This window comes from Telluria sp. LT1R51-2 (assembly GCF_059685775.1).
Window position 1 is genome coordinate 620,037 of the sequence record NZ_JCASIM010000002.1, and the last position, 21,863, is coordinate 641,899.

The 21,863-nt window shown below is 65.1% G+C and carries 20 protein-coding genes; 12 read left to right on the forward strand and 8 right to left on the reverse strand.

Features of this window, described 5'->3' with window-relative positions; all coding sequences use genetic code 11:
* Positions 1 to 404: 404 nt before the first annotated feature.
* The gene (locus AC56LH_RS20925) at positions 405 to 1,829 is read left to right on the forward strand and encodes a S41 family peptidase (protein ID WP_499649348.1); all 1,425 of its coding nucleotides are present in this window, start codon (positions 405 to 407) and stop codon (positions 1,827 to 1,829) included.
* 136 nt (positions 1,830 to 1,965) lie between these two features.
* Positions 1,966 to 3,087: a beta-ketoacyl-ACP synthase III gene (locus AC56LH_RS20930; protein ID WP_332531817.1), complete on the forward strand. Its 1,122-nt coding sequence runs from the start codon at positions 1,966 to 1,968 to the stop codon at positions 3,085 to 3,087.
* A 9-nt stretch (positions 3,088 to 3,096) separates the two neighbouring features.
* Here the strand turns inward: AC56LH_RS20930 and AC56LH_RS20935 are convergent, their stop codons facing one another.
* The 7 genes from AC56LH_RS20935 to AC56LH_RS20965 form a co-directional block, all read right to left on the reverse strand.
* Positions 3,097 to 5,154, reverse strand: coding sequence for a 2,4-dienoyl-CoA reductase FMN-binding domain-containing protein (locus tag AC56LH_RS20935; RefSeq protein ID WP_499649350.1), 2,058 nt, complete (start codon positions 5,152 to 5,154; stop codon positions 3,097 to 3,099).
* Positions 5,155 to 5,210: 56 nt separating this feature from the next.
* On the reverse strand, positions 5,211 to 5,666 hold the full coding sequence (locus AC56LH_RS20940) for a hypothetical protein (protein WP_183554756.1): 456 nt from the start codon (positions 5,664 to 5,666) through the stop codon (positions 5,211 to 5,213).
* Positions 5,667 to 5,691: 25 nt separating this feature from the next.
* Positions 5,692 to 6,153: a DUF2721 domain-containing protein gene (locus AC56LH_RS20945; RefSeq protein ID WP_183554758.1), complete on the reverse strand. Its 462-nt coding sequence runs from the start codon at positions 6,151 to 6,153 to the stop codon at positions 5,692 to 5,694.
* A 53-nt stretch (positions 6,154 to 6,206) separates the two neighbouring features.
* Positions 6,207 to 7,163, reverse strand: a complete 957-nt coding sequence (pip, locus tag AC56LH_RS20950; RefSeq protein ID WP_499649352.1) for a prolyl aminopeptidase — start codon at positions 7,161 to 7,163, stop codon at positions 6,207 to 6,209.
* A gap of 75 nt (positions 7,164 to 7,238) precedes the next feature.
* The gene (locus AC56LH_RS20955) at positions 7,239 to 8,189 is read right to left on the reverse strand and encodes a hypothetical protein (protein ID WP_499649354.1); all 951 of its coding nucleotides are present in this window, start codon (positions 8,187 to 8,189) and stop codon (positions 7,239 to 7,241) included.
* A 58-nt stretch (positions 8,190 to 8,247) separates the two neighbouring features.
* Positions 8,248 to 8,988: an acetoacetyl-CoA reductase gene (gene phbB / locus AC56LH_RS20960; protein WP_343025740.1), complete on the reverse strand. Its 741-nt coding sequence runs from the start codon at positions 8,986 to 8,988 to the stop codon at positions 8,248 to 8,250.
* 102 nt (positions 8,989 to 9,090) lie between these two features.
* Positions 9,091 to 10,269, reverse strand: coding sequence for an acetyl-CoA C-acetyltransferase (locus AC56LH_RS20965; RefSeq protein ID WP_183554764.1), 1,179 nt, complete (start codon positions 10,267 to 10,269; stop codon positions 9,091 to 9,093).
* Positions 10,270 to 10,632: 363 nt separating this feature from the next.
* Here AC56LH_RS20965 and minC point away from each other — a divergent pair, with 363 nt between their 5' ends.
* From minC to minE, 3 genes are read left to right on the forward strand one after another with little or no spacing between them, the layout of a single operon-like run.
* Positions 10,633 to 11,445: a septum site-determining protein MinC gene (minC, locus tag AC56LH_RS20970; RefSeq protein WP_499649356.1), complete on the forward strand. Its 813-nt coding sequence runs from the start codon at positions 10,633 to 10,635 to the stop codon at positions 11,443 to 11,445.
* 36 nt (positions 11,446 to 11,481) lie between these two features.
* The gene (gene minD / locus AC56LH_RS20975) at positions 11,482 to 12,297 is read left to right on the forward strand and encodes a septum site-determining protein MinD (protein ID WP_343025743.1); all 816 of its coding nucleotides are present in this window, start codon (positions 11,482 to 11,484) and stop codon (positions 12,295 to 12,297) included.
* A gap of 1 nt (position 12,298) precedes the next feature.
* Complete coding sequence (minE, locus tag AC56LH_RS20980; RefSeq protein ID WP_183554769.1) at positions 12,299 to 12,550, forward strand: cell division topological specificity factor MinE; 252 nt, start codon at positions 12,299 to 12,301, stop codon at positions 12,548 to 12,550.
* 78 nt (positions 12,551 to 12,628) lie between these two features.
* Here minE and AC56LH_RS20985 read toward each other — a convergent pair whose 3' ends face one another.
* Entirely contained in the window at positions 12,629 to 13,192 is a 564-nt protein-coding gene (locus tag AC56LH_RS20985; protein WP_343828442.1) for a hypothetical protein, read from the reverse strand.
* A 230-nt stretch (positions 13,193 to 13,422) separates the two neighbouring features.
* Between AC56LH_RS20985 and AC56LH_RS20990 the strand changes: the two genes are divergently transcribed.
* The 7 genes from AC56LH_RS20990 to gshA all read left to right on the forward strand — a co-directional run bounded on the left by AC56LH_RS20990 (position 13,423) and on the right by gshA (position 21,835).
* Entirely contained in the window at positions 13,423 to 14,112 is a 690-nt protein-coding gene (locus tag AC56LH_RS20990; RefSeq protein WP_499649358.1) for a response regulator transcription factor, read from the forward strand.
* 70 nt (positions 14,113 to 14,182) lie between these two features.
* A complete protein-coding gene (gene hemA, locus AC56LH_RS20995; protein WP_499649360.1) occupies positions 14,183 to 15,457 on the forward strand; it encodes a glutamyl-tRNA reductase in 1,275 nt (424 codons plus the stop codon).
* Between the two features lie 110 nt (positions 15,458 to 15,567).
* A complete protein-coding gene (prfA, locus tag AC56LH_RS21000; protein WP_499649362.1) occupies positions 15,568 to 16,644 on the forward strand; it encodes a peptide chain release factor 1 in 1,077 nt (358 codons plus the stop codon).
* 127 nt (positions 16,645 to 16,771) lie between these two features.
* Entirely contained in the window at positions 16,772 to 17,254 is a 483-nt protein-coding gene (locus tag AC56LH_RS21005; RefSeq protein ID WP_499649364.1) for a disulfide bond formation protein B, read from the forward strand.
* Positions 17,251 to 18,072, forward strand: a complete 822-nt coding sequence (gene prmC, locus AC56LH_RS21010; protein WP_499649366.1) for a peptide chain release factor N(5)-glutamine methyltransferase — start codon at positions 17,251 to 17,253, stop codon at positions 18,070 to 18,072. Before AC56LH_RS21005 ends, prmC begins: the two co-directional genes overlap by 4 nt.
* 31 nt (positions 18,073 to 18,103) lie before the next feature.
* Complete coding sequence (locus AC56LH_RS21015; RefSeq protein ID WP_499649368.1) at positions 18,104 to 20,161, forward strand: DUF885 domain-containing protein; 2,058 nt, start codon at positions 18,104 to 18,106, stop codon at positions 20,159 to 20,161.
* 78 nt (positions 20,162 to 20,239) lie between these two features.
* Positions 20,240 to 21,835: a glutamate--cysteine ligase gene (gshA, locus tag AC56LH_RS21020; protein ID WP_499649370.1), complete on the forward strand. Its 1,596-nt coding sequence runs from the start codon at positions 20,240 to 20,242 to the stop codon at positions 21,833 to 21,835.
* The last annotated feature ends 28 nt before the right edge of the window (positions 21,836 to 21,863 follow it).

Below are 21,863 nucleotides of genomic sequence, written 5' to 3' on the forward strand. Positions count from 1 at the left end.
TTTTTACTTTTCGATACACGCAGACGGGTGAATATCGCGTATGCATGTGTTGGTGGGTGACAACAGGATGACACAGGCAAAAAAAATCCCGCAGCATGAAAGCCGCGGGACAAGACCACTTCAAGAGTGGAGAGAGAGAAAAACTAGCCACGACTATAGGTGCGCACTGTTGTACCGAGCGCCACTCTTACATTTGCTTACCCTCGCTAACGGCGTGTAACAAATCACTATTTGGCGCATTTGAGCCGATGTCCTGTATTTCACTCAAGGTTTTGAGAACAGGTCCGTGCCATGAGGGTAGCCAACAACAGCGCGCGAACCGGTTTATACTCCGCTTGCGCAACCTCAGGCCGATCGCAGCGCCTCGGGTTCCACGACCGGCGCGCGCTGCCACAATGGATCACATGGGTTCCACCTTCAAGAATGGTTGCCTGATCGGCCTGGGCGTCATTGCCGGCGTCGGCCTGACGATGCAGTTTTCCGCCCTTTCCTTCAAACCGTCGCTCGAATCGAGCATGCCGGTGGCCGAGTTGCGCGAACTGGCCGACGTCGTCGGCATCATCAAGACCAGCTACGTCGAACCGGTCCAGGACAAGGCCCTGCTGTCGCAGGCGATCACCGGCATGGTGGCCTCGCTCGATCCGCATTCGGCCTACCTCGACGCGCGCGCGTTTCGCGAACTGCGCGAAGGCACCGAAGGCCGCTTCGTCGGCCTGGGCATCGAGATCAGCGTCAGCGAAGACGGCTACATCGAAATCATCAGCCCGATGGAAGATTCACCGGCCTACCACGCCGGCATCAAGGAAGGCGACCTGATCACGCGCATCGACGGCCACCCGGTGCAGGGCACGCCGATCGACGAGGCCATCAAGCGCATGCGCGGCGAACCGGGCACGCGCGTGACGCTGACGGTCGTGCGCAAGTCGGCGCCGGCACCGCTCACCATCACCGTCGAGCGGCGCGAGATCGTCCAGAAAAGCGTCAAGGCAAAAATGGTCGAACCGGGTTACGCGTGGCTGCGCGTGGCGCAGTTCCAGGAGCCGACCGTGGACGACATGGCAGCCAAGCTGCAGGCGCTGTATCGCCAGGACCCCGACCTGAAAGGCCTGGTGCTCGACCTGCGCAACGATCCCGGCGGCCTGCTGCAGGGCGCGATCGGCGTGGCCGCTGCATTCTTGCCGAACAACGCCGAAATCGTCTCGACCAACGGCCAGCTCGCCGACTCGCGCCAGCGCTTCTATGGCCGGCCCGAGTTCTATATGCTGCGCAGCGGCGCCGACCCGCTGGCAAGCCTGCCACCGGCGTTCAAGAAGCTGCCGATGGTGGTGCTGGTGAATACCGGCTCGGCCTCGGCCTCCGAGATCGTCGCCGGCGCACTGCAAGACTACAAGCGCGCCGCCATCCTCGGCAGCCAGACCTTCGGCAAGGGCTCGGTGCAGACGATCCGCCCGATCGGCGGCAATGCCGCCGTCAAGCTGACCACGGCGCGCTACTACACCCCGGCCGGGCGCTCGATCCAGGCGCGCGGCATCCTGCCCGATGTCCCGGTCGATGAATATTCCGACGGCGATGGCCTGAACGCCCTGCGCATGCGCGAAGCCGACCTGCAGCACCACCTGACCAATGGCGGCGGGGCCGAAGTCGCCACGCGCGAGGACGACATCGAAGAGCAGATGCGGCTCCTGAACGCAGCGCGCCAGCGCAAACCGCTCGATTACGGCAGCGCCGACGACTTCCAGCTGGCCCAGGCGCTGCGTCACCTGAAGGGCCAGCCGGTGGTGCTGTCCGGCCGCGCCAATGGCACGACGCTGGCGCGCCAGGGGCGCTGAAGGTATGGCGCTGCAGTCTGGCTCCCGCCCGGCTTTCTGCCCGGGTTTCTACCCGATTCCCACGCTCGCGCCGAGCGTGTAGAATCGGCGCATCTTGCGGCCAAGCGGCCTTATTTTCCTTGAAAGTTTCCTGAACATGATACCTGTCGTCATCAGCGGCACCGGCCTGTTTACGCCGCCGCATTCCATCTCGAACGACGAGCTGGTGACCGCCTTCAACGCCTACGTCGACCTGCACAACGCCGAACACGCGACTGCCATCGCCGCCGGCGAGGTGACGGCGCTCGAGCCGTCGAGCAGCGGCTTCATCGAAAAAGCATCCGGCATCCAGTCGCGCTACGTGATGGAAAAGAGCGGCATCCTCGACCCGGCCCACATGACGGCGCGCATCGCCGACCGTCCGGACGACCAGATTTCGCTGCAGGCCGAGATGTGCGTGGCTGCTGCGCGCGAAGCGCTGGAGCGCGCCGGCAAACAGGCACACGACATCGACATGGTGCTGGTCGCCTGCAGCAATATGCAGCGCGCCTACCCGGCGATGGCCGTCGAAGTGCAGGAAGCGCTCGGCATCGACGGCTTTGGCTTCGACATGAACGTGGCCTGTTCGTCGGCCACGTTCGGCATCGCCACCGCCGTGGATGCGGTACGCGGCGGCCGCGCACGCGCAGTCCTGGTGCTGAATCCCGAAATCACCAGCGGCCACCTGAATTTCCGCGACCGCGACAGCCACTTCATCTTTGGCGACGCCTGCACCGCGATCATCATCGAGGCGCAAGCCACGGCCACCGGTGCGCACCAGTGGGAAATCCTCGACAGCCGCCTCAAGACGAGCTTCTCGAACAATATCCGCAACAACTTCGGCTTCATGAACCGCTTCGACGAAGCCGGCGTTGGCCTGCCCGATAAGCTGTTCCGTCAGCAGGGCCGCAAGGTGTTCAAGGAAGTGTGCCCGATGGCGGCCGAGACGATCAAGGACACCCTCAGCGCTGCCGGCCTGGGCACCGACGACGTGGCGCGCTACTGGCTGCACCAGGCGAACCTGAACATGAACCTGCTGATCGTGCGCATGCTGCTGGGCCGCGACGCCGAACCCGGTGAAGCGCCAGTCATCCTGGACAGCTACGCCAACACGTCGTCGGCCGGTTCGATCATTGCGTTCCACAAATACCAGGATGACCTGGCGGCCGGCACCAATGGCGTGATCTGCTCGTTCGGCGCGGGCTACTCGATCGGCTGCGTGGTGGTGCGCAAGCTGTAAGCGCCAGCCTTACAGGCGCGCGGCCAGCTCGAACCCTTCGCGGATCGCGCGCTTGGCGTCCAGCTCCGCCGCCAGCGCGGCGCCGCCGATCTTGTGGAAACCCGGCCCGCCGCTGCTACTGCTACTGCTGCTGCCAGCGGCCTCGGCCGGCATCAGATCGGCCAGGCTCTCCTGCCCCGCGCAGACCACCACGTTATCCACCGCCAGCACGCGGGCCTGTGCACCGACCGTGATGTGCAGGCCCGCGTCATCGATGCGGTCGTACTGCACACCCGCCAGCATCGTCACGCCGTTGCGCACGAGCGTCGCGCGGTGCACCCACCCTGACGTCTTGCCCAGCCCCGCCCCCGGACGCGTGCTCTTGCGCTGCAACAGCCAGACCTGACGCGGCGGATGCGGCGCCACGGGGGCCGTCAAACCGCCGGCCGCAGCCACCATTGGATCGACGCCCCACTCGCCCATCCAGTGCGCGGGCGTCATTGGCAGCGCCACCTGCGGGTCGTGCACGAGGAATTCGCCCATGTCGAACCCGATGCCGCCGGCGCCGATGATCGCCACGCGTGCACCGACCGGGCGGCCATCGCGCAGCACGTCCAGGTAACTGAGCACCATCGGATGGTCGATGCCGGGAATGGCCGGCTTGCGGGTGCGGATGCCGGTGGCGACGACGACCTCGTCGAAGCCTTCGGCCAGCAAGGCCTCGCGCGTGACGACCGTGTTCAGACGCACGTCGACGCCCAGTAGCGCCAGGCGGCGCCCGAAATAACGGATCGTTTCGGCGAATTCTTCCTTGCCCGGCACGCGCATCGCGACATTGAATTGGCCGCCGATGCGGTCCAGCCCATCGAACAGCGTCACGCGGTGCCCCCGCTCGGCCGCCACCGTCGCTGCCGACAAACCAGCGGGGCCGGCGCCTACCACCGCGATCCGGCGCGGCTGCGCAGCAGGACGGATCACCAGTTCGGTCTCGTAGCAGGCGCGCGGATTGACGAGACACGTGGCGCGCTTGTTCGAGAAGGTGTGGTCCAGGCACGCCTGGTTGCAGGCGATGCAGGTGTTGATCTGGTCCGCGCGGCCGCCCGCCGCCTTGTTCACGAATTCAGGATCGGCCAGAAACGGCCGCGCCATCGACACCAGGTCGGCGTCACCGCGCGCCAGCAGGGCTTCGGCCTCGTGCGGCATATTGATGCGGTTCGAGGCCACCACCGGGATGCTCACCGCGGCCCGTAAGCGGCCCGCCACCTGCGCGAACGCGGCGCGCGGCACCGACGTGACGATGGTCGGGATGCGCGCCTCGTGCCAGCCGTAGCCGGTATTTAAAATCGTCACGCCGGCAGCCTCCAGGGCTTTCGCCACCAGCACCACCTCGTCCCACGTGTTGCCGCCGTCGACCAGGTCGAGCACCGAGTGGCGGTACATCAAAATGAAGTCCGGCCCGACGGCGGCGCGGATCCGGCGCACGATCTCGACGGCCAGGCGCATGCGGTGTTCGATCGGCCCGCCCCACCCGTCCGTGCGGCGGTTGGCGCGCGCGCACAGGAACTGGTTGAGCAGGTAGCCTTCGCTGCCCATGATTTCCACACCGTCGTAACCGGCCTTTTGCGCCAGCCGCGCGCAGCGCACGTAGGCGGCAATCGTCGACTCGATGCCGGATTCAGAAAGCGCTTTGGGCTTGAAGCGCGAGATCGGCGACTTCAGGTTCGACGCCGACACGACGAATGGCTGGTAGCCGTAGCGCCCCGCGTGCAGGATCTGCAGCACGATCTTGCCGCCCTCTTCGTGCACGGCGCGCGTGACGCGCCGGTGGTTCGGCACGTCGCCAAGAAAATTGAGCGTGCCGCCGAACGGCAGCAGCCAGCCCTGGCGGTTGGGCGAAATGCCGCCGGTGACGATCAGGCCGACGCCGCCACGCGCGCGTTCGCGGTAGAACGCGGCGAGCTTGCCGTAGTTGTAGAAGCGGTCTTCGAGCCCGGTATGCATCGAGCCCATGATCACGCGGTTCTTCAGCGTGGTAAAACCCAGGTCGAGCGGCGCAAGCAGGTGCGCGTAGGCAGAAGAGATAGTCATCGCGGCATTACACCGCGATTTTGTCGAGCCGTGCGTCTAAACACGGCTGACGGGTGTTACGCGAGGTGGCTGTCGCGGTCGCGCAGCTCGGCGAAGCTCTCGATGCTGCCGATCTTGACGACGATCGGGTTCAGGCTCGCGCCCGGCGACATCGAGCGCCATGCGAACTGCCATTCCTTCTCGCGCGCCTGGCCCGCGCTCTTGGTGAACGCGGCGCCCAGCGGCGACCGGCTGCCGTATTCGATGGCGCCGTCGATGCCGGCCCAGTTGGGCAGCATGCGCTGCACCGCGCGGTGCAGGCGCTCGCCGAATTCTTCGCTATTGTGGATCACCAGGCATGCGTCGCTCGGCGTGATGATGTCGAACAGGGCCTTGTCCCAGGCGGTGGAAAACGACAGGTTCAGAAAGCCGCCGCTGGGCTCGAGGCGAAACTGGCCAAGGCGCAGCGAATTTTCAAGTTCGGTGCGCAGTGCGTAGCGGTGCAGGGTCGGGGGGCGTTGGTAGTCGTGCATGGGATTCTTTCTGGCCGCACCCGCCTTACGGCAGCGGTGCCGGCGGTTGCTGCATCATGATTTGCTGGTGCTGCATGCGCATGAAACGCGACGAAATGAAAATCTCGCGCAAAAAATAGACGAAGCTGCTGATCAGGGCCAGCATCGCCAGCACGAAGCTCGCGGCGATGTACTGGTCGAGCGGGATGCCGGTGGTGTCGCCCGCGAACAGCATCGCGATGACGACGCACACCAGCAGGCCGCAGGCGGTGCTGGAGGCAATCGCGAAGTTGATCAGGTGCGAACGCTGGTACAGCAGTTCGAGCTCGCTGGAAAACTCGGTATTGGGGCTGACCTTGAGCCGGTCTTCGAGCACGCGCGTGCGGTCGATGATGCGGGCCAGCCGGTTGGTCAGCACGGTCAGTTTGGTGGCCACGCCGGTGAGCAAAAATACGGGTGCGATGGCCAGCTGGATGACGTGGCCGATGTCGCTGATCTGGATATTCATGAGAACAAGCTGGTCTTGATGTTGTGTGTCTGGCGTAGTTTAACAGCCGCCGCTCATTCGAAGCGCCGGTGGTGCTTGAACTGTTCGGTGGCCGTGACCAGTGCGCGCGCGATGCCGGTTTCGAGCGCGCCGTGGCCGGCGTCGGGAATCATCTGCAGCGTCGAGCCGGGCCAGGCCCGGTGCAGGCGCCAGGCCGACAGCGGCGGGCAGATCACGTCGTAACGGCCCTGCACGATCACGGCCGGCAGATGCGCGATGCGCCCGACATCGCGCACCAGCTGGTCTTCGTCCAGGAACGCGCCGTTGACCATGTAGTGTGCCTCGAGCCGCCCCACGCCCAGGTCGAGCGTGTCGCTGGCGGCTTCTTCGGGCTGCGGCAGCAGAAAGACGCGGCGGCCTTCGAAGCGGCTCCAGGCGCGCGCGGCCGGCCAGAACACATCGGGGTCGTGGCACAGCAGGCGGCGTGCATAGGCGCCCAGCAGGTCAGCGCGTTCTGCCAGCGGGATCGGCGCGACGAATTCGTCGTACAGTTCGGGATAGAACCAGCGCATGTCGTTGATGAACCAGTCGACTTCGGCGCGCGTGCACAGGAAGATCCCGCGCAGCACGAAGCCCAGGCAGCGCTCGGGATGCGCCTGCCCGTAAGCCAGCGCCAGCGTCGAGCCCCACGAGCCGCCGAACACGAGCCACTGCTTGATGCCGAACAGCGCGCGCAGGCGTTCGATGTCGTCGATCAAGAGTTGTGTCGTGTTGTTGCGCCACTCGCCCAGTGGCGTCGATTTACCGGCGCCGCGCTGGTCGAACAGGATCACGCGATAGGCCGCGGGATCGAAAAAGCGGCGGTGCTGCGGCGACAGCCCGGCACCGGGGCCGCCGTGCAAAAACAGCACGGGAATGCCATCCGGGTTACCGACTTCTTCCCAGTAGATCGTGTGCAGTTCGTCGACCGCCAGCATCCCGCTGCGAAGCGGCTGGAGCGGCGGGAACAGCGACGGCGGCGTGGCTGGCATGGGGGCTTTGACGGTCAGTGAACGGGAAAATCGATTGTAACGTACGGGCATGCGATGCAGAAGCAGACGGCACGGTCACGCCGCCTGGCCCAGCACCCAGCCTTCCCAGCGCCCCACCTGCGCGTCAAGCGGCGGGCCTTCGGCGCGGTGGCCGTCGACCACGTCGAGCATGCCGCACAGGCCGACCAGCGCATCGAACCGGTCTTCGCCGCTGGCGTGGGTACCGAAGCCGTCACGGATCGCATCCGCGAGGCCTGGCGCCTGCGCATGCCCGCGCTGCGCCAGCCAGTCGAGCAATGGCGGCGCAACGGATGCGCGTCCGGCCTGGCTGCGCTTGCTCCACACGGGCCGGCGACCGATGCCCAGCCGGTGGTAAGTGTCGCCCGGGTAGGTCTCAGCCAGGATCGTGCGCTCGCCACCGAGCAAGTCGTGCAGCGCGCCGTCAAACGGCCACAGCGCGATGCGCGCGCCTTGCGGCTGCAGCACTTCGCGCCAGCCGGCCAGCGCCGCCTTGCCAACCTGGTTGCCGCCCAGTGTCCAGAACAGGCTGCACGCGGCGGGACGCTGGTCGGTCTTGCGTTCGCAGGCGCGCAGCAGGTCGGCGGCCTCGGCATGGCCCAGGCCCGTCAGCAGATGCTCGCGCCGCCGGCCACCTGGCCGCACCGGGTAAAACGGCCGGTGGATGCCGATATCGGCGCGGTCATCGCAGACCTCGAACCAGCGGTCCCAGGCACCGCTGCCGACAGTGGCCAGCAGCTCGGCAAAATTCGCCAGTCCCGTCGCCGCGCCATATGCCGCCGGCACACCAATCGGGAAGTCGACGCCCACCAGCACCGGCCCTGGCGCCTTTGAACGCGCCGCCAGCCGATCCAGGAACGTGGCGGTGACGCCCACTGGCTCGGGCAGGCCGATCTGCCAGCCGGCGCTGCCTGCATCGCGCAGCGCCACCGCCATCCAGCGCTTGCCAGGGTGGATGCTCCAGTCGCAGTGCGCAATCACGCGTGGCGATGACAATGCGTGCGTCACGTCGGCCCCAAAAGAAAAAAGCCGTGTCGCCACGGCTTTAGAACGCTATCCAGCGTGATCAAGACATGTGCTGGCCGCCATTGATCGCGATATTCGCGCCCGTGACGAACGCTGCTTCATCCGACGACAGATACGCAACCAGACCGGCGACTTCTTCGGGCTTGCCGAGGCGGCCCATCGGGATTTGCGGAATGATCTTGGTTTCCAGCACTTCGCTCGGGATGTCCATCACCATCTTGGTGCCGATATAGCCCGGCGAAATGGTGTTGACGGTGACGCCCTTGCGCGCCACTTCCAGCGCCAGCGCCTTGGTGAAGCCGTGCATGCCGGCCTTGGCCGCCGAGTAGTTGGTCTGGCCGAACGCGCCCTTCTGGCCGTTGACCGACGAGATATTGATGATCCGGCCCCAGCCCCGCTCGACCATGCCATCGCAGACCGGCTTGGTCATGTTGAAGACGGAGTCGAGGTTGGTCTTGATCACGGCGTCCCAGTTGACCTTGTCCATTTTCTTGAACGTCATGTCGCGCGTGATGCCGGCGTTATTGACCAGCACATCGACCGGACCGACGTCGGCGATCACCTGGCGCACGCATTCCTGGGCCGCATCGTAGTCGGAAACGTCGCAGGCATAGGCCTTGAAATCCAGACCCTGCTCGCGCATGGCGCCGAGCCAGCCCTCGACCTTCGTATTACCCGGCGAAAAAGTGGTGACGACCTGGTACCCCAGTGCGGCCAGCTTGATACACACCGCTTCGCCCAGGCCGCCCATGCCGCCGGTTACTAACGCTACTCTAGCCATTGTCTTCTCCAGTTTTATTGTTGGTTGCTACTCGAAACCGGCGACGGCGCCGGCGCCCGTTCTGGCCGCCCCCGCACGTCACCGCGTCGGATACTGAAAGCGTCAGTCGCGCTCGATCGCCAGCGCCACGCCCATGCCGCCGCCGATGCACAGACTGGCAAGACCCTTCTTGGCGTCACGGCGGATCATTTCGTGCAGCAAGGTGACCAGCACGCGCGCACCGGAAGCGCCGATCGGGTGGCCCAGCGCAATGGCGCCGCCATTGACGTTGATCTTGGACGTGTCCCAGCCCATTTCCTTGTTCACGGCAACGGCCTGGGCAGCGAAGGCTTCGTTGATTTCCATGAGGTCGAGGTCTTCGTGGGTCCAGCCGGCCTTTTTGAGGCACAGCTTGGACGCCGACACCGGGCCCATGCCCATGATCGCCGGGTCCAGCCCGGACGACGAGTAGGCCTTGATGCGGGCCAGCGGGGTCAAGCCCAGCTCGCGTGCTTTGGATGCGCTCATCATGATCACGGCGGCGGCGCCGTCGTTCAGGCCCGACGCATTGCCGGCAGTGACGCTGCCTTCTTTATTGAAGGCGGGCCGCAGGCTGGCCAGCGCTTCGATGGTGCTGCCCTGTTTTGGATACTCGTCGGTATCGAAGACGGTGGTGCCTTTTTTGGAGACGATCTCGATCGGGATGATCTCGTCCTTGAAGCGGCCTTCTTTTTGCGCGGCCTCGGCCTTGAGCTGCGACTGCAGCGCGAATTCATCCTGCTCTGCGCGCGAAATCTCGTACTTGCGCGCGACGTTTTCCGCCGTCACGCCCATGTGGTAGCCATTGAACGAATCCCACAGGCCATCATTGATCATGGTGTCGACCAGCTTGGCGTCGCCCATGCGGAAGCCGTCGCGCGAACCGGACAGCACATGCGGCGAGGCGCTCATGTTTTCTTGCCCGCCGGCGATGACGATGTCGGCGTCGCCGCAGCGGATCGCCTGCGCGGCCAGGTGGGTGGCCTTGAGGCCGCTGCCGCAGACCTTGTTGATGGTGTAGCCGGGCACCATCTCGGGCAGGCCGGCCTTGATGAGAGCCTGGCGCGCCGGATTCTGGCCGACACCGGCGGTGAGCACCTGCCCCATGATGACTTCGCTGACAGCGGCAGGATCGATGCCGGTCTTGTCCAGCAGGTGCTTGATGACTTGTGCGCCGAGTTCGGCGGCGGGGATCTTGGCGAGCGTGCCGCCGAATTTACCAACAGCGGTGCGGCCAGCGGCCACGATGACGACGTCTTCCATTTCATTCTCCGTTCAGCCGGCCTGGGGCCGGCATTATTCAGGACTTCCCTGGGACGGGGCACAGCGTTCTCGGATGCGGTGCCCATGCGCATGGGAATGGTGAAGCCCCGACCAACCGGACTGCCAAAAAACCAGCAGCGGGATCGGGGGTTGAGGAACCCATGCTGATCTTTAAGCACTGGCAATCTTAGCAGTTTATTCATCGAAAACAAGGTCGCAAGCACCGGGGTTTGATGTAGAACAGAACTTTAATTCTCAACACAGTGCACGTTCAATTGCCGCTAGGAATGATGCGTGCGCTTCTGTCCTTTTCTACAATTTTCACAGTAGAATGCACAAGCGCAATGCCAACCACTCTGTTTTATGCCCAAGACCACGCTTCCCATCGAGATCAAGATTTCCACGGTCGTCGCCATTTCGACGATCCTGCACTCGGCAGACCTCGAGGCGATCGATTCCGCCCTGGCCTCGATGACGGGCGGCGTGTCGGACTTTTTCGAGGATGAGTTTGCGGTGATCGACGTGAGCGCCTTCACCTCGAGCGCCTGGACGATCGACTGGGCCGCCATCGTGGCGCTGCTCAAGAAATACCGCCTCAACGCTGTGGCCGTACGCGGCGCCAGCCCGTTGATGATCGATGCAATCCGGGCCCAGGGCCTGGCGCTGGACGATGGCTCGGGCGGCGTGCACGCCGGCGGCCACGCCACGCCGCCCCCGCTCGTCGTGCATGCGGCCGCTGCGCCGGTGCCGGAACCGGCCCCCGCGCCAGTCGCGCCCGTCCCTGAACCGGTTCCGACTCCGGCCGCCAGCCAGCCGGGCACGCCCGCCCTGGTACCGATGGTGATCGATACCCCGGTGCGCGCCGGCCAGCGCATTTATGCGCGCGGCACCGACCTGATCGTGACCGCCGTGGTCAACAATGGCGCCGAGCTGATCGCCGATGGCAGCATCCATGTGTATGCGCCACTCAATGGCCGCGCGCTGGCCGGCGCTTCGGGCAATGCCGATGCACGGATCTTCGCGCTGTCGATGCAGCCCGAACTGGTCTCGATCGCCGGCGTCTACCGCACGTTCGACGAAGGCTTCCCGACCGACCTGGCGCGCCAGCCGACGCAGATCCGGCTCGTCGGCGACCGGATCGATATCCAGTCGCTCGCGGCGCCGTCGCGTGCCTGACATCCGAATTGAACAGATACTGTAAAGGATTTATTTGTGGCACGAATTATTGTTGTGACGTCCGGCAAGGGCGGTGTTGGCAAGACGACCTCGAGCGCCAGCTTCGCCTCCGGGCTGGCCCTGCGTGGCCACAAGACCGCTGTCATCGACTTTGACGTCGGCCTGCGCAATCTCGACCTGATCATGGGTTGCGAGCGTCGTGTGGTGTATGACCTGATCAACGTCGTCAATGGCGAAGCGACCCTGAACCAGGCGCTCATCAAGGACAAGCACTGTGACAACCTGTTCATCCTGCCGGCCTCGCAGACACGCGACAAGGACGCCTTGTCCGAAGAAGGCGTCGAGCGCGTGATCAACGACCTCGTCAAGATGGAATTCGAATTCATCATCTGCGATTCGCCGGCCGGCATCGAGCACGGCGCGCTGATGGCGCTGACCTTTGCCGACGAAGCCATCGTGGTGACGAACCCCGAAGTCTCGTCGGTGCGCGACTCGGACCGCATCCTGGGTATCCTGCAGGCCAAATCGCGCCGCGCCCAGAGCGGCTCGGAGCCGGTCAAGGAACACCTCCTGATCACCCGTTACTCGCCAAAGCGCGTCGACGCCGACGAAATGCTGTCGTACCAGGACGTCCAGGAAATCCTGCGCATCCCGCTGATCGGCATCATTCCCGAATCCGAATCCGTGCTGCACGCATCGAACCAGGGCAACCCGGCGATCCACTTCAAGGGAACCGACGTGGCCGAAGCCTATGAAGACGTGGTCGCACGCTTCCTGGGCGAAGAACGCCCGCTGCGCTTTACCAGCTATGAAAAGCCGGGGCTGTTCCAGCGCATCTTCGGAGCCAAGTGAGATGGCACTGCTATCCTTTCTCTTCCCCGAAAAAAAGAAGAGCGCGACAGCTGCCAAGGAACGCCTGCAGATCATCATCGCGCGCGAACGCACCAACCGTGCCGGTCCGGACTTCCTGCCGGCCCTGCACCAGGAGCTGATCGCGGTGATCTCGAAGTACGTCAAGGTCAATCCGGACGACATCAAGGTGTCGCTCGACCGCCAGGGCAACCTGGAAGTGCTGGATGTGAACGTGGTGCTGCCGGATAATTAAACGTGCGCCCCCGTGATCGACAAAGCCCGCTGCGAGCGGGCTTTGTTTTGGGCGGTTGTTTTACCCGTCCGGCCGGTGTTACATCACCAGCAACGGCGCCTTCGCCGTGCCGCTGGTCGCGCCCACCGCATCGTCGTCCTCGGCCACATTGTGGTCGATCCCGGCGTTTTCCAGCTCGCGCGCCACGGCCACGCACGCTTCCACGTGCTGCGTACCCATCCGCTTGAACAGCGTGTAGCCAATCGCGGCCGACGCGATCTGGCCGGCAATCGGCACCATCTTCGCGCTCGACTTGACGGCCATCCGGCCTGCCACGCGCTGGAACAGGCGCAGCACCACGCCGCGCGTGACCAGCTTGCCAACCAGCATGCCGCCGACCGACGCTGCTGCTTTATAGGCGATGATGCGCAGGCGCGGGTTCAGGCGCTCGATCTGTTTCTGCGTCAGGCCAAATTCGGCGTTGACTTCATCGACCAGCGACGCAAAACCGGTAATGTCAGCCAAAAGATCCAGACCTGGAATCGGCACCGCCGCAACGGCAGCCGACATGGCGGCGCGTTTCTTGACCAGAGCGAGACAACGCAGGCGCGTGGCCTCGACTTCCGGGCCACTGACGGGCACGCGGTCTTCAGGAACTGTCACATCTTTGCGTCGAAACAACATAGTCGCATCCTTTTCGTTAGTTGAATTTCATCTGAATTCCAGTGTACGCCCATGATGAACATCGAACCGTGGTCCCTTTAACACAACAGTTGCAACGATACGCGAAAAAACGATATTTACCTTTAGCACTATTTTGTAAAAGTCTGATATATTCGTTTTTAACTTTGTAGGAGTCTTCCTACAGTGAAAACTCTTACATTCGTCCTATCATGAAGATCGCTGTTCTGGAGCAAGACCGCCCGCAGGCCGACCTGATTTGCCAAGTCCTCAGTGCTTCCGGCCACAACTGTCAATCGTTCGACAGCGCCCGCGACCTGCTCGCGCAACTGCGCAAGGACAGCGCCGACATGCTGGTGATGGACTGGAGCGTCCCCGACATGGATGGCGCCGAAGTCCTGCGCCGCGCCAAGGAAAAGCTGGCCTCGCATGCGCCGACGATGTTCCTGGTCGGCAACAACGCAGAAGACGACATCATCGCCGGCGTGAATGCCGGCGCCGACGACTATCTGGTCAAGCCACTGCGCCGCGGCGAACTGGTCTCGCGCGTGTCCGCCCTGCTGCGCCGCGCCTACCCGTCGCAAAACAGTGCCGAGCAGCTGCAGTTCGGCCCGTACACTTTCGAAACCCGCCCGGGCCGCCTGCTCAGGGATGGCGCCGTCATCGACGTGACGCAGAAGGAATTTTCGCTGGCGCTGCTGTTCTTCCGGAACATCGGCCGGCCATTGTCGCGTGCCTACATCCACGAATCGGTCTGGGTCCGCGACAACGACGTGCCGTCGCGCACGATGGACACGCACGTGTCGCGGGTGCGCAATAAACTGCATTTGCGCCCCGAGAATGGCTTCCGGCTGGTACCGGTCTACAGCTACGGCTATCGCCTGGAAAAACTGGGCGCCTGACCCGGCGTCTGAAGCCCTTCCGGCATGAGGGTATAATGACTGCAGTCATTCACCCTCCACCCTCCCCAGAATGCAACTTCTCGCCGTTGGCCTGAACCATACGACCGCACCGGTCTCGCTGCGCGAGCAGCTGGCGCTCGCCCCCGATCAGATCGGCACGGCGGTGCAGTCGGCGCGCGGCTGGTTCGCGCGCAATGGTTCTACCGGCAACGAAGAAGCAGCGATCCTGTCGACCTGCAACCGCAGCGAACTGTATGCGGCCACCAGCCTGCCCGACCCGCTCGACGCGTCGGCGCAATTCCTGGCCCATTACCATGCGCTGAACTACGCCGAGCTGCGTCCTCACCTGTACCTGCTGCCGCAGGACGACGCCGTGCGCCACGCGTTTCGCGTCGCCTCGGGGCTCGATTCGATGGTGCTGGGCGAGCCGCAGATCCTGGGCCAGATGAAGGATGCCGTGCGCACCGCCGACGAAGCCGGTGGCCTGGGCACCTATCTGCACCAGATGTTCCAGCGCACCTTTGCCGTGGCCAAAGAGGTGCGCTCGAGTACCGAGATCGGCGCGCACAGCGTGTCGATGGCTGCCGCCGCCGTGCGCCTGGCGCACCGGATCTTCGACCGCATCGCCGACCAGCACGTGCTGTTCATCGGCGCCGGCGAAATGATCGAACTGTGCGCGGCGCACTTCGCGGCGCAGAACCCGAAATCGGTCACCATCGCCAACCGCAGCATGCAGCGCGGCGCGCTGCTCGCCAGCCGCTACAACGGCCGTGCGATCGGCCTGGCCGAGCTGCCCGAGTGCCTGCACCAGTTCGACATCGTGATCTCGTGCACCGCCTCGACGCTGCCGCTGATCGGCCTGGGCATGGTCGAGCGGGCCGTCAAGGCGCGCCGCCACCGTCCGATGTTCATGGTCGACCTGGCCGTGCCGCGCGATATCGAACCCGAAGTCGCGCGCCTGGACGACGTGTTCCTGTACACGGTCGACGATCTGGCCCAAGTGGTACAGACCGGCATGGAAAGCCGCCAGGCCGCCGTGCGCCAGGCCGAAGCCATCATTGAAACCCGCGTCGAATCGTTCATGCACTGGGTGGGTGACCGCGCCGTGGTGCCGGTGATCCGCGACCTGCACGAGTCGAGCGAGGTGCTGCGCCTGGCCGAACTCGAACGCGCACGGCGCATGCTGGCGCGCGGCGACGATGCCGATGCCGTGCTCGAAGCCCTGTCCCGTGGCCTGACCGCCAAGTTCCTGCATGGCCCGCAACAGGCCCTGCACCATGCCCAGGGCGACGAACGCGCGCGCCTGGCCAGCCTGCTGCCGCAGCTGTTCCGCGGTCGTCGTTAGCGCACCTGTTCTCTGGCGGCCTGCCCGCCCGCGCCGTGCCTGGCGCCTCTCTGCTGCAACCCGGTCGCAATCCGCGGCCTGCCCGATTCCTTACATCCCTGATACCGCCCATGAAACCTTCCATGCTCTCCAAGCTGGACCAGCTTGCCAACCGTCTGGTCGAGCTTGACGAATTGTTGATGACCGAAGGCGTCACCGCCAATATGGACAGCTACCGCAAGATGACGCGCGAGCACGCCGAGCTCTCGCCACTGGTGGCCGTGTACCGCCAGTACGAAAGCGCGCTGGCCAATACCGCCGAAGCGCAAGAGATGCTGCAGGACCCGGAAATGAAGGAGTTCGCGCAGGAAGAAATCGAAGCGGCCAAGGTGCGCATGGCGGCGCTCGAGCAGGAACTGCAAAAGATGCTGCTGCCGAAGGACGCCAACGACGAGCGCAATATCTTCCTCGAGATCCGCGCCGGCACGGGCGGTGACGAGTCGGCGCTGTTCGCGGGCGACCTGCTGCGCATGTACACGCGCTTTGCCGAGCGCAATCGCTGGCAGGTCGAGATGGTGTCCGAATCGACCTCGGACCTGGGTGGCTACCGCGAGGTGATCGTGCGCATCGTCGGCAACGGCGCCTACTCGAAGCTGAAATTTGAATCGGGCGGCCACCGCGTGCAGCGCGTGCCGGCCACCGAAACCCAGGGCCGCATCCACACGTCGGCCTGCACGGTGGCGGTGATGCCCGAGGCCGATGAAGTCGAAGACATCGACATCAACCCGGCCGACCTGCGCATCGACACCTACCGCGCCTCGGGTGCTGGCGGGCAGCACATCAACAAGACCGATTCGGCCGTGCGCATCACCCACCTGCCGACCGGCCTGGTGGTGGAGTGCCAGGATGACCGCAGCCAGCACAAGAACAAGGCGCAGGCAATGAAAGTGCTGGCCGCGCGCCTGAAGGACGCCCAGCTGCGCGAGCAGCAATCGAAGGAAGCAGCCACCCGCAAGAGCCTGATCGGTTCGGGCGACCGCAGCGAACGCATTCGCACCTATAACTTCCCGCAGGGCCGGCTGACCGACCACCGCATCAATCTGACGCTATACAAGCTCGACTTCATCATGGATGGCGACCTGAGCGATCTGACCAATGCGCTGGCGTCGGAGCACCAGGCCGAGCAATTGGCGGCGCTGGGCGACTAAGGCCGTTTTAAGTTGCCAGATTGAAAATAGCGGGAAGCCACCGATAACGTTTGTGCGAAAATGGGTGCTCCCGATTCACGCCCACGATCGCGTTTCTTCCCGTCCCACGCCGAGAAAACCACCCATCATGCAACCTACCAACCGCCAGGCCCTGTTCGTCATCTCCTTCATCAGTTTTGCGCTGGTCGGCTTTGCCCTCTACCTGCAACACAGTCTGGAAATGCGGCCTTGCCCGCTGTGCGTGATCCAGCGGTATTTCTTCCTCGGCATCGGCCTGGCCGCCCTCGTCGGCGCCTTTACCGGCAAGATCAGCGGCAGCGTCGTGGTGGCGCTGCTGGCTGCCGTCGGTGGCCTGATCACGGTCGGCAAGCACCTGTACGTGATCGCCAACCCCGGTTTCTCATGCGGCATCGATCCGATGGAAACCATGCTCAACAAGGTCCCGACGGCCGAATACCTGCCGTGGCTGTTCCGCGCCGATGGCCTGTGCGAAGGCGCGACCGACAAGGTGCTGGGCCTGGCGATCCCGCAATGGTCGGCCGTCTGGTTCGTGATCCTGACCGTGTTGCTGGGCTGGGTGCTGTTGCGCCAGCGCCGCGCCAACGCATGATCGAGGCCGGCGTCACTCTGGCCCAGGCACGCCTGGCGCTGCCGCTCGATGCGCTGGAAAACCGCATCCTGCTGTGCCATGCATTGGGCCTGCCGCGCGTGGCGCTGATCACGCAATCCGAGCGCGTCTTGAGCACCGCCGAAGCCACGCTGCTCAATGGCCTCGTCGCACGGCGCCTGGCCGGCGAACCGATCGCCTACATCGTCGGTGAACGCGAATTCTTCGGGCTGCCGTTCAAGGTCACGCCGGCCGTGCTGATTCCGCGGCCCGACACCGAACTGCTGGTCGAACTGGCGCTCGAGCGCCTGGCGCCGCAGCAGCGCCTGCTCGACATGGGTACCGGCAGCGGCGCCATTGCCGTTGCCGCCGCCCACACCCGGCCCGATCTGGCCGTCACTGCCCTCGACGTCAGCGACGATGCCCTGGCCATCGCGCGCATGAATGCCGCCGCCAACGGCGCGCGCGTGCATTTCGTGCGCAGTGACTGGTTTGCCGGCTTGGGCGATGCGCGCTTCGATTTAATTGCCTCGAATCCCCCGTACATCGTGGCCGGCGACGCCCACCTGAGCGAAGGCGATCTGCGCTTCGAACCGGTGGACGCGCTGACCGACCACGCCGACGGCCTGTCCGACCTGCGCCAGATCGTCGATGGCGCCGGCGCGCATCTGGCCACCAGCGGCTGGCTGCTGCTCGAGCACGGCTATGACCAGGCCGATGCCGTGCGCGCACTGCTGACGGCGCACGGCTACGGCGACGTGCAAAGCTGGCGCGACCTGGCCGGCATCGAACGCGTCAGCGGTGGCCGGCGCGGCGCGTAAGGCGCGCCCGCCCGCAGATGGACTTGTTAAAATGACCAGTCCCGTCAACGGAGAGCGCATGCGCATCCTGTTTGCCTCACTTGCTTTACTGGTGCCGCCTGTCTGCGCTGCTGCGGCCACGCCCGCTGTTCCTCCCGTCGCTACTCCCGTCGCTGTTCCCGTCGCCATGCCGCCGGCCAGCGCGACCGAGACGCCGGCAATGCAGGCGGCCCAGCTGTTCGAGCGCGACTGGCAATGGCAACTGCGCCAGGCACCCGAACGCGCCACGGCCCTGGGCGAGCAGCGCTACAACGCTTATCTGACCGACACCTCGCTGGCTGCGCGCGCGCAAGCGATCGAGCACGAGCGCGCCATGCTGGCCGCGGCGCGTGCCATCGAGCGCAAAGCCCTGTCGAGCCAGGACGGGCTGTCACTCGACATGTTCATCGCCGACAAGCAGCGCGTGCTGGCCGGCGCTGCCTTGATGCCGTTCGATCCGCAACCACTCACTGCCTACGACGGCCTGCACGTGCAACTGCCACGCCTCGTGGCGCAGATGCCGTTCACGACCGACGCCGACTACCAGACCTACCTGGCGCGCCTGCAGGCGCTGCCGGCCCACGTCGATGGCCTGATCGAGCAGCTGCGCGCCGGTCGTCAGGCCGGCTGGACCACGCCCAAGGCGGCGCTGGCGCCCGTGCCGGACGCCTTGCGCGTGCTGCGCGAAGGTTTGCAAGATGGCCCGCTGGGCGCGCCGTTCAAGCGCATCCCCGCATCGATTGCGCCCGAGAGCCGCGACGCATTGCGCGCCGCGGGCGCCGCTACGCTGGCCAATACCGTCGCGCCCAGCCTGCGCACGCTCGAAACGTTCCTGCGCGACGATTATCTGCCGGGCGCACGCACAACGATCGGCGCGAGCCAGCAAGCGGGCGGCGTCGACTGGTATGCCCAGCTGGTACGCAACAGCACCAGCACGACGCTCACGCCGGCCCAGGTGCATGCGCTGGGTGTGCAGGAAGTCGCGCGGCTGCGCGCCGCGATCGAGGCCGTGATCCCGCGCACCGGTTTTCGCGGCGGCTTTGCCGAATTCATCGTGTTCGCGCGCGGTGACCGGCGCCTGTATTTCACCGATCCGAACGCCCTGCTCGACCGCTACCGGCGCACGCTGGCGCTGGCCCAGGCGCGCCTGGGCCGCGTGGTCACCGGCGTGCCGGCGGCCGGCATCGTCGTCAAGCCGATGGGCGCAAACAGCAGCGGCCAGCCGGCTGCCTACTACGAGGCCGGCAGTGCGCAGCGCAGCGCCGCGCTGGTGGTCGACAATGGGCGGCTGGACGCGCGGCCGATGTGGCAGGTCGACACGATCGCGCTGCACGAAGCGGTGCCCGGCCACCATCTGCAGGTAGCGCGCGCGCAGGAACTGGCGCTGCCGGCGTTTCGCCGTCACGGCTGGTACGACGCGTTCGGCGAAGGCTGGGCCACCTACGCCGAGGGCCTGGGCCCGGAGCTGGGCTTGTTCAAGGACCCGTTCTCGCTGTTCGGGCATCTGAACGAAGAGATGTTCCGCGCCGCGCGGCTGGTGGTCGATACCGGCATCCACACGCTGGGCTGGTCGCGCCAGCAGGCGATCGATTACCTGACCGCGAACACGGCCAATCCACCGGCGGACAACGAGGCCGAGGTCGATCGCTACATCGCCCGCCCGGCGCAGGCATTGAGCTACAAGATCGGCCAGCTGCGCATCCTGGCGCTGCGCAACAAGGCGCGCGCGGCGCTGGGCGCCAGGTTCGATGCGCGGCGTTTTCATGACGCGATGCTGGGCAACGGCGCGCTGCCCCTGAGCGAACTGGAACGCCAGGTCGAGCGCTGGATCTCGGCGCCGGATAGTTCGGTCTCGGCGCCGGTACTGGAAACGGCGCCGGACGACACGTTCAATGCCGAATTCGAATCGGTTGTCCCGGTGCTTGAACCGGTGTTCGAATTCGACTTCACGTTCGACGGCGAAGTCCCGCCCGGTCTCGAACCGGGCCCGGCGCCTGATTTCGCACCGCCTCCCAGACCCGCGCCGCCGCCCGCTGTTCCGTCGTACCGGGCGCCGCCTTGGCGCGAATGATGAGCGCTCGAACGTGGAGTCCGATTTTCGGTTAATCTCTGCACCAGCCGAAACAGGCAGTATAAGAAAGGAAACACCGTGTCGAACCAATTCAACCGCCGTCTGGCCCTTCTGGGCGACGACGAACACCGCGCCTTGCTGGGCCAGGGCCTGCGCGGCATCGAGCGCGAAACGCTGCGCGTGGACGCTGCCGGCCAGCTGGCGCGCACCCCGCATCCCCCTGCCCTCGGTTCGGCACTGACGCACCCCAGCATCACCACCGACTACGCCGAAGCGCTGATGGAATTCATCACCCCGGTCGAGCACGATATCTCGCTGGCGCTGCACCGCCTCGATGCGATCCACCGCCAGGCCTACACCAAACTGGGCGACGAAATGCTGTGGGGCGTGTCGATGCCGGGCGAACTGCCACCCGAAGAAGACATCGAGATCGCCTACTACGGCACCTCGAACATCGGCCAGCTCAAGCACGTGTACCGGCGCGGCCTGGCGCTACGCTATGGCAAGGCGATGCAGTGCATCGCGGGCATTCACTACAACTACTCGCTGCCGGAAAAGCTGTGGCAGGTGTTTGCCCACGATGAAGGTATCGTCGAAGAACGCCGTCACGCGCTGCGCGATTTCCAGTCCGAGAGCTATATCGCGATGGTGCGCAACTTCCGCCGTTATTCGTGGCTGCTGATGTACCTGTTCGGCGCCACGCCGGCCTTGACCACGAGCTTCCTGCGCGGCCGCCCGCACGCGCTCGAGACACTGTCCGATGACACGCTGTACCTGCCGTACGCAACCAGCCTGCGCATGAGCGACCTCGGTTACCAGAACGATGCGCAGTCGGGCCTGCGCCCGCACGAGAACAGCCTGGAAAGCTACGTCACCAGCCTGATGGATGCGGTCAATCGCCCGTATCCGCCGTACCAGGAGCTGGGCACCAAGAAAGACGGCGAGTGGATCCAGCTGTCGACCAACGTGCTGCAGATCGAGAACGAGTACTACTCCACCATTCGCCCGAAGCGCGTGATCCGCACCGGCGAGCGTCCGGTACAGGCCCTGTGCAACCGCGGCGTGCAGTACATCGAAGTACGCTGCATGGACGTCGATCCGTACGAGCCGGTGGGCATCTCGCTCGAGACGGGCCGCTTCCTGGACGCGTTCCTGCTGTTCTGCGCCCTCGAGGAAAGCCCTTTGATCAGCGACCATGACAGCGCCATGCACGCACGTAATTTCGCGCGCACGGTCAAGGAAGGCCGCCGCCCCGGCCTCACGCTCACGCGCGACGGCCTCGAAGTGCCTTTGAGCACCTGGGCGCTTGAGCTGATCGAGCGCATCCGGCCCGTGGCAGCATTGCTCGACGACGGACACAACGAAGGCGACGTGCACGCTGCCTCGCTGGGCCGCCAGAAAGCCAAGATCGAGGATCCTGCGCTGACGCCATCGGCGCGCGTGCTGGACGAAATCCGCGCGCTGGGCTCGGCCGCGGCGTTCGGCCTGCAGCAAAGCACGCTGCATGCGGCGGCGTTCCGCGACAGTCCGTTGATGCCTGTCGAAGAAGCACTGTTCGACGAGATGGCTGCGGTCTCGATCGCCGACCAATTGATCATCGAGCAAACCGATACCGGCAGCTTCGACGCCTTCGTTGCGGCGTACAACAGCAGTACACTGTGCTGCGATAACTGAGGCTACAGCGACCGCCTCACCTGCCTCA

Coding starts and splice junctions, on each gene's coding strand:
- phbB (WP_343025740.1), bottom strand. CDS start 8,988: ATGGCTAGAGTAGCGTTAGTAACCGGCGGCATGGGCGGCCTGGGCGAA.
- AC56LH_RS21015 (WP_499649368.1), top strand. CDS start 18,104: ATGACCAGTCCCGTCAACGGAGAGCGCATGCGCATCCTGTTTGCCTCA.
- minE (WP_183554769.1), top strand. CDS start 12,299: ATGGCACTGCTATCCTTTCTCTTCCCCGAAAAAAAGAAGAGCGCGACA.
- AC56LH_RS20945 (WP_183554758.1), bottom strand. CDS start 6,153: ATGAATATCCAGATCAGCGACATCGGCCACGTCATCCAGCTGGCCATC.
- AC56LH_RS20940 (WP_183554756.1), bottom strand. CDS start 5,666: ATGCACGACTACCAACGCCCCCCGACCCTGCACCGCTACGCACTGCGC.
- AC56LH_RS20930 (WP_332531817.1), top strand. CDS start 1,966: ATGATACCTGTCGTCATCAGCGGCACCGGCCTGTTTACGCCGCCGCAT.
- prmC (WP_499649366.1), top strand. CDS start 17,251: ATGATCGAGGCCGGCGTCACTCTGGCCCAGGCACGCCTGGCGCTGCCG.
- AC56LH_RS21005 (WP_499649364.1), top strand. CDS start 16,772: ATGCAACCTACCAACCGCCAGGCCCTGTTCGTCATCTCCTTCATCAGT.
- pip (WP_499649352.1), bottom strand. CDS start 7,163: ATGCCAGCCACGCCGCCGTCGCTGTTCCCGCCGCTCCAGCCGCTTCGC.
- AC56LH_RS20965 (WP_183554764.1), bottom strand. CDS start 10,269: ATGGAAGACGTCGTCATCGTGGCCGCTGGCCGCACCGCTGTTGGTAAA.
- AC56LH_RS20925 (WP_499649348.1), top strand. CDS start 405: ATGGGTTCCACCTTCAAGAATGGTTGCCTGATCGGCCTGGGCGTCATT.
- minC (WP_499649356.1), top strand. CDS start 10,633: ATGCCCAAGACCACGCTTCCCATCGAGATCAAGATTTCCACGGTCGTC.
- AC56LH_RS20935 (WP_499649350.1), bottom strand. CDS start 5,154: ATGACTATCTCTTCTGCCTACGCGCACCTGCTTGCGCCGCTCGACCTG.
- prfA (WP_499649362.1), top strand. CDS start 15,568: ATGAAACCTTCCATGCTCTCCAAGCTGGACCAGCTTGCCAACCGTCTG.
- AC56LH_RS20990 (WP_499649358.1), top strand. CDS start 13,423: ATGAAGATCGCTGTTCTGGAGCAAGACCGCCCGCAGGCCGACCTGATT.
- hemA (WP_499649360.1), top strand. CDS start 14,183: ATGCAACTTCTCGCCGTTGGCCTGAACCATACGACCGCACCGGTCTCG.